The organism is Isoptericola sp. NPDC057391, assembly GCF_042668085.1.
Lineage (GTDB): Bacteria > Actinomycetota > Actinomycetes > Actinomycetales > Cellulomonadaceae > Isoptericola.
On record NZ_JBHVBO010000193.1, the window covers coordinates 1 to 7,375 of the forward strand.

The window sequence follows — 7,375 nt, forward strand, 5'->3', positions numbered from 1 at the left end:
GCGACGCCCCACCCTGGGAATCTACGAGCGCTCAGGCGGCGTCGCCAGCGCCGCGCACAGCAGCGAGGGACTCGCGGGCGGCGGCCGCGACGGCCTCCGCCGTGATGCCGAACTCCCGGTACAGCGTCTGGTAGTCGGCCGACGCGCCGTAGTGCTCGAGCGAGACGCTGCGGCCGGCGTCGCCGACCACCTCGCGCCAGCCCTGGGCGACGCCCGCCTCGACGGACACGCGGGCCTTCACCGCCGACGGCAGCACCGACTCGCGGTAGGCCTCGTCCTGCTTGTCGAACCACTCGCGGCTCGGCATCGACACGACGCGGGCGGCGATCCCCTCGGCGGCGAGCTGCTCGCGCGCCTGCACGGCGAGCTGCACCTCGGAGCCGGTGCCGACGAGGACGACGTCGGGCGCGCCGGTCTCGTCGTTGGTGGCGTCGACCAGCGTGTACGCGCCCTTGAGGGTGCCCTCGGCACCGGCGAAGCCGTCCGTGCCGCGCGGGAACGTCGGGACGTTCTGGCGGGTGAGCACGATGCCGGCCGGGTTGGCGGTGTTCTCGAGGATGCCGCGCCAGGCCCAGGCGGTCTCGTTCGCGTCGGCGGGGCGCACGACGTCGAGGCCCGGGATGGCGCGCAGCGCGGCGAGGTGCTCGACCGGCTGGTGCGTGGGGCCGTCCTCGCCGAGGCCGATCGAGTCGTGCGTCCACACGAACGTCGTCGGGATCTCCATGAGGGCCGCGAGGCGGACCGAGGCCCGCATGTAGTCGGCGAACTGGAGGAACGTGCCGCCGTAGGGGCGGGTGAGGCCGTGCAGCACGATGCCGTTGAGGATCGCGCCCATGCCGTGCTCGCGGATGCCGAAGTGCAGGGTGCGCCCGTAGGGGTTGCCCGGGAACTTCTTGGTCGCGTGCTCGACGGGGATGAACGACGGCTCGCCGTCCATGGTGGTGTTGTTCGAGCCGGCGAGGTCGGCGGAGCCGCCCCACAGCTCGGGCAGCACGTCCTTGAGCGCGGTCAGGACCTTGCCGGACGCGGCGCGGGTGGCCACGCCCTTCTCCGAGGCCTCGAAGACGGGCAGCTCGTCGGTCCAGCCGGCGGGCAGCTCGTGGGCCACGAGGCGGTCCAGCAGGGCCGCGCGCTCCGGGGCGGCCGTCCGCCAGGCGTCGTACGACCGGTCCCAGACGGCGCGCTGCTCGGCCTGCCGCTCGGCGACGGCACGGGTGTAGGAGAGCACCTCGTCGTCGACCGCGAAGGTGGCCTCCGGGTCCAGGCCGAGCGCGACCTTGAGGCCCGCGACCTCGTCGGCGCCCATCGCGGAGCCGTGGATGCCGCCGGTGTTCTGCTTGGTGGGCGACGGCCAGCCGATGATGGTGCGCAGCGCGATGAAGGACGGGCGGTCGGTCTCGGCCTTCGCGGCCTCGATGGCCGCGGCGAGCGCGTCGACGTCCTCGGCGTAGCCGGTGCCGCCCTGCGTCCAGTCGACCCGCTGGGTGTGCCAGCCATACGCGGCGTACCGCGCGAGGGTGTCCTCGGTGAACGCGATGTCCGTGTCGTCCTCGATGGAGATCTTGTTGTCGTCCCAGATCACCACGAGGTTGCCGAGCTTCTGCGTGCCGGCGAGCGACGACGCCTCGGACGTGACGCCCTCCTGCAGGTCGCCGTCGGAGGCGATCACGTAGACGTGGTGGTCGAAGGGCGACTCGCCGGCGGCGGCGTCGGGGTCGAGCAGGCCGCGCTCGCGGCGGGCCGCGAACGCCATGCCGACGGCGGACGCGAGGCCCTGGCCGAGAGGACCCGTCGTGATCTCGACGCCGGGGGTGTGCCGGTACTCGGGGTGGCCCGGGGTCTGCGAGCCCCAGGTGCGCAGCGCCTCGAGGTCCTCGAGCTCCATGCCGTAGCCGGCGAGGAACAGCTGCAGGTACAGCGTGAGCGAGGAGTGGCCCGCGGAGAGCACGAACCGGTCACGACCGACCCAGTGCGGGTCGGACGGGTCGTGCCGCATCGTCTTCTGGAAGAGCAGGTAGGCGGCGGGCGCCAGGGAGATCGCGGTGCCGGGGTGGCCGTTGCCGACCTTCTCGACGGCGTCGGCCGCCAGCGCCTTGATGGTCTTCACCGCGCGGTCGTCGAGCGAGCTCCACTCGAGCGGGGCGACGACGGGGTCGAACGCGTTCACAGATGTGCCTCTTTCCTGCCCGGAGCGAGCCCCGGGTGATTGCTGCTGCTCTGCCGGTACGGGGCGCCGTCGCGTCGGACGCCGCACGGAGTCCTCGGGGCGACGGCGGGGCACGGTGGCGAGGGGCCGACCGGGGTGGGCGGCCCGCTGTTCACCGTTGTGCAGCACCACCCTAGCGCCGAGCATTCCCGGCACGCCCGTCCCGGTGCCGTTCGTCCCACCAGTTGAGCGGTGCGGCCCGCGCGCCGGAGGATGTCCGGGGAGATGACGCCTGCGCGGGCATTTCTCACAGCCGTGCGGCCGCCGTCCGGGCCGCCGGGTCGCTGACCTCGGCGTACGATGAGGCGGCGACCGTCCCACGTCGCCCGAGCTCCCCGGACCCCCAGCCGAGAACGGACAAGCACGCGCGTGAGCACCACGAGCACCACGACGTCCCACCCCCAGGCGCCGACCCGCGCGGCCGTGCGGGCCGAGCGGGAGCGTGCCGATGCGGACCGGGCGGACCGCCGCGGAGGGAACGCGGAGCAGGGCGGGGCGGCGCACGGCGGGCCGGGCGCGTCGGGCACGGGGTGGCGCGACCGCCTCGGTGCGTACGTCGCGCTGACCAAGCCGCGCATCATCGAGCTGCTGCTGGTCACGACGCTGCCCACCATGATCCTCGCGCAGGGCGGCCTGCCCTCGCTGTGGCTCGTGCTGCTCACCCTCGTGGGCGGCACGCTCGCCGCCGCGTCGGCGAACGTCTTCAACTGCTACCTGGACCGCGACATCGACCAGGTGATGAACCGGACCAAGCGGCGCCCGCTGGCGACGGGGGAGATCACGCCCCGCGCGGCCCTGGTGTTCGCCACGGTGCTCGGCGTCGTGTCGCTGCTGTGGTTCGCCCTGCTGGTCAACGTCCCGGCGGCGTGGCTGACCTTCGCCGCCATCGCGATCTACGTCGTCGGCTACACGATGATCCTCAAGCGGCGCACGCCGCAGAACATCGTGTGGGGCGGCATCGCGGGCTGCATGCCCGTGTTCATCGGCTGGGCAGCCGTCACCGAGTCGCTCAGCTGGGCCGCCGTGGCGCTCTTCGGGGTGATCTTCTTCTGGACGCCGCCGCACTACTGGCCGCTGTCCGTGAAGTTCAAGAAGGACTACGCCAACGCCGGGGTCCCGATGCTGCCGGTCGTCGCGACGGACCGCCGCGTCGCGGTCGAGATGGTCGCGCACACGGTCGCGATGATCGGCTGCTCGCTCGCGCTGGTGCCGCTCGCCGGGATGTCGTGGTTCTACACGGCCGTCGCGGTCGCCTCGGGCGGCTGGTTCCTCTGGCTCGTGATCGCGATGCTGCGCCGCGCGGGTCACCCCGAGCGCGGCAAGCTCGGCGCGATGAAGGTCTTCCACGGCTCGATCACGTACCTCACGGTGCTGTTCATCGCCGTCGCGGTGGACGTCTTCCTGCCCTTCTGACCCCTCCGGGGGCCCGGGCCGGGGCTCGGACGGGCCTGGCCGTCGGCGCCTCGGGGCATGATGTTCCGGTGCCCGACACCACGTCCGCCCCGCCCCTCCCGCCCGCGCTGGCGGCCGCGCTGCAGGACTACCTGGCGCATCTCGGCGTCGAGCGCGGGCTGTCGGCCAACACGGTCGCGGCCTACCGCCGCGACGTGGGCCGCTACGCCCGCCACCTCCACGCGACGGGGCGGCACGGGCTCGACGACGTGGGCGAGCGCGACGTCGAGGAGTACGTCGTGGTACTCCGTCAGGGGTCGGACGGCGGCGCGCCGTTGTCGCCGTCGTCGACGGCGCGGGCGCTGGCCGCGGTGCGCGGCTGGCACCGGTTCGCGCACGCGGAGGGGACCACGAGCGCCGACCCCGCGTCCCAGGTGCACGCCCCGAGCGCGCTGCGGCGGCTGCCGCACGCGCTGTCGATCGACGAGGTGGCCCGCCTGCTCGACGCGGCGGGCAGCGGGGAGGGCGCGGTGCCGCTGCGCGACCGGGCCCTGCTGGAGCTGCTCTACTCCACCGGCGGGCGCATCAGCGAGGTGGTGGGCCTCGACGTCGACGACGTCGACGGGCTGCTGGACGGCGACTCCGCGGCCGGTGGCGGGGACGACGGCGCGCCGCGCGCGGGTTCCGTCCGCCTGCGGGGCAAGGGCGACAAGGAGCGCGTGGTGCCCGTCGGCTCGTACGCCCGGACGGCGCTGGAGGCGTACCTGGTGCGCGCCCGGACGCCCCTCGCGTCGGCGGGCCGCGGCACGCCGGCGCTGTTCCTCAACACCCGCGGCGCCCGCCTGTCGAGGCAGAGCGCCTGGTCGGTGCTGCAGGCCGCGGCGGAGCGGGCGGGGCTCACCCAGCACGTGTCCCCGCACACGCTGCGGCACTCGTTCGCCACCCACCTGCTCGCGGGCGGCGCCGACGTCCGCGTGGTGCAGGAGCTCCTGGGGCACGCCTCGGTGACGACCACGCAGATCTACACGATGGTGACGCGCGACGCCCTGCGCGAGGTGTACGCCGCGGCGCACCCGCGCGCCCTCGGCTGAGCCGTCGAGGCGTCGGGGCGGCCGGAAGGACGGCGCGCCCGGCGTGCCGCCCGGGCCCCGGGAGGCCCTGGGGTAGCGTGACGCAGGTGAGCGAGGGACTCGGGAGCGACACCATGACGCAGACGACCACGAGCGACGCCTCACCGGCCGCGACCACCGCGACCAGCCCCGCCCCGGGCAGTCCGGCCGGCGGGCTCGAGGAGCCGCGTACCGACGTCGTCGGGCGGCCGCTGCCCGACTTCCGCGACCCGGCGCCGCTGGCGTCCCACGGGCCCGCGCGCATCGTCGCGATGTGCAACCAGAAGGGCGGCGTCGGCAAGACCACCACGACGATCAACCTGGGCGCCGCGCTGGCCGAGTACGGCCGCCGCGTCCTGCTCGTGGACTTCGACCCGCAGGGCGCCGCCTCGGTGGGCGTCGGCGTCAGCCCCCACGACCTCGACCTCAGCGTCTACAACCTCCTCATGGAGCGCGACGTCAGCTTCACCGACGTGCTGCAGCCCACGAACATCGAGGGCATGGACGTGCTGCCCGCGAACATCGACCTGTCGGCCGCGGAGGTCCAGCTCGTCGGCGAGGTGGCCCGCGAGTCCGTCCTCGCCCGCGCGCTGCGCCCCGCCCTCGACGACTACGACGTCATCCTCGTGGACTGCCAGCCGTCGCTCGGCCTGCTCACGGTCAACGCCCTCACCGCCGCGCACGGCGTGCTCATCCCGCTCGAGTGCGAGTTCTTCGCGCTGCGCGGCGTGGCCCTGCTCGTGGAGACGATCGAGAAGGTGCGCGACCGGCTCAACCCGGCACTGGAGATCGACGGCATCCTGCCGACCATGTACGACTCGCGCACCCTGCACTCGCGCGAGGTCGTGGCGCGCGTGCACGAGGCGTTCGGCGACACCCTGCTGCACACCGTCATCGGGCGCACGGTGAAGTTCCCCGACGCGTCCGTGGCGGCCGAGCCGATCACCAACTACGCCCCGACCCACGCCGGCGCGGCCGCGTACCGGCAGCTCGCGCGGGAGCTCGTCGCCCGTGGTGACGCCGCCTGACGTCGCCCCGGAGCAGGGGGAGGCCCTCGACGCCGTCGACGGCTCCGACGCCCGGCCGGGGTTCGAGGTGCACCTCGACAACTTCACCGGCCCGTTCGACCTGCTGCTGTCGCTGATCGCGAAGCACGAGCTGGACGTCACCGAGGTGGCGCTCGCGGCCGTGACGGACGAGTTCGTCGCGCACATCCGCGAGGCCGAGGCCGCGTCGCGCGCGGCGACGGCCCGCGGCGAGGAGCACCCGTCGTGGGACCTCGGGACCGCGAGCGAGTTCCTCGTCGTTGCGGCCACCCTGCTCGACCTCAAGGCCGCCCGGCTGCTGCCAGGCGTGGTCGAGGAGGACGCCGAGGACCTGGAGCTGCTCGAGGCCCGCGACCTGCTGTTCGCCCGGCTGCTGCAGTACCGCGCGTACAAGGAGGTCTCCGGGCTGCTCGCCGAGCGCCTGGAGACCGAGGGACGCCGCGTGCCGCGCTCCGTCCCGCTCGAGCCGCACCTCACGGCGCTGCTGCCGGAGCTGGTGTGGACCCTCGACGGCGCGCGCCTCGCGGAGCTGGCCGCCCGGGCGCTGGAGCCCAAGCCGCCACCCGTGGTCGGGCTGGACCACCTGCACGCCCCCGCCGTGAGCGTGCGGGAGCAGGCGGGCGTGGTGGCGCGCCGGCTGCGGCGCGAGCACGTCGCGACGTTCCGCGCGCTCGTCGCGGGGGAGGAGCGGCTCGTGGCGGTCGCGCGGTTCCTCGCCCTGCTCGAGCTGTTCCGCTCCGGCCGGGTGGCGTTCGAGCAGGCGACGGCGCTGGGCGAGCTCACCGTGCGGTGGACGGCGGGCGGCGACAGCGACCCGGACGAGGACGACGACGGCGTGCTCGCGGCGGGCTTCGAGGAGTTCGACGGGACGCCCGGGCAGGACGAGGGGACCGGCGCACCCGCCGCGGGCGGCGCCGGCGTGACGGAGGTCGTGGCATGACGCAGCGGACGGGCGAGCAGGCGGGCGTCGTCGAGGCGGTGGCAGGGGCCGAGCCGGTGGCCGAGGCCGAGCCGGCGGTCGAGGTCGAGGTGGACGTCGACGACCTGCCGGGCGGGCTGGCGGCGGCGCTGGAGGCGGTCCTGATGGTCGCCGAGTCACCGGTGCCGGTCGAGCGGCTCGCGGCGGGCGTCGTACGGCCCGTGCCGGAGGTCGCCGCGGTGCTCGAGGAGCTGGCCGCGGAGTACCGGGGCGAGACGGGCGGGCGCCCGCGCGGCTTCGAGCTGCGCGAGGGGGCCGAGGGGTGGCGCATCTACTCGGCACGGGCGCAGGCCGACGTCGTGGGCGCCTTCGTGCTCGAGGGCCAGTCCTCCCGCCTCAGCCAGGCGGCCCTGGAGACCCTCGCCGTCATCGCCTACCGCCAGCCCGTGACGCGCGGGCAGGTCTCGGCGGTGCGTGGGGTGAGCGTCGACGGGGTGGTGCGCACCCTCCTGGCGCGCGGCCTGATCGCCGAGACGGGCCAGGACCCGATGACGGGCGCCGTGCTGTTCGGCACGACGGGCGAGTTCCTCGACCGGATGGGCTGGTCGTCGCTCGACGCCCTGCCCCCGCTCGCCCCGCACCTGCCGGACGTGGGGGAGGCGATCGCCCTGGACCCGTCCTCAGGCGTCGGACGCGACGCCTG

6 protein-coding genes are annotated in these 7,375 nt (G+C 74.6%); 5 read left to right on the forward strand and 1 reads right to left on the reverse strand.

What is annotated here, in order from left to right:
- Positions 1–31: 31 nt before the first annotated feature.
- On the reverse strand, positions 32–2,167 hold the full coding sequence (gene tkt / locus ACFUVW_RS18010) for a transketolase (RefSeq protein WP_430572681.1): 2,136 nt from the start codon (positions 2,165–2,167) through the stop codon (positions 32–34).
- 408 nt (positions 2,168–2,575) lie between these two features.
- On the opposite strand from tkt, the gene ACFUVW_RS18015 reads away from it, so the two are divergent.
- From ACFUVW_RS18015 to ACFUVW_RS18035, 5 genes are all read left to right on the forward strand, one after another.
- Positions 2,576–3,619: a heme o synthase gene (locus ACFUVW_RS18015; RefSeq protein ID WP_430572682.1), complete on the forward strand. Its 1,044-nt coding sequence runs from the start codon at positions 2,576–2,578 to the stop codon at positions 3,617–3,619.
- Positions 3,620–3,687: 68 nt separating this feature from the next.
- Positions 3,688–4,689: a site-specific tyrosine recombinase XerD gene (locus tag ACFUVW_RS18020; protein WP_430572683.1), complete on the forward strand. Its 1,002-nt coding sequence runs from the start codon at positions 3,688–3,690 to the stop codon at positions 4,687–4,689.
- Positions 4,690–4,766: 77 nt separating this feature from the next.
- A complete protein-coding gene (locus tag ACFUVW_RS18025; RefSeq protein WP_430572684.1) occupies positions 4,767–5,735 on the forward strand; it encodes a ParA family protein in 969 nt (322 codons plus the stop codon).
- Positions 5,719–6,693, forward strand: a complete 975-nt coding sequence (locus ACFUVW_RS18030; protein WP_430572685.1) for a segregation and condensation protein A — start codon at positions 5,719–5,721, stop codon at positions 6,691–6,693. The genes ACFUVW_RS18025 and ACFUVW_RS18030 overlap by 17 nt, the downstream gene beginning before the upstream one ends.
- Positions 6,690–7,375, forward strand: a 686-nt coding sequence (locus ACFUVW_RS18035) for an SMC-Scp complex subunit ScpB (protein WP_430572686.1), incomplete at its 3' end; no start/stop codon positions are given. The genes ACFUVW_RS18030 and ACFUVW_RS18035, both read left to right, overlap by 4 nt.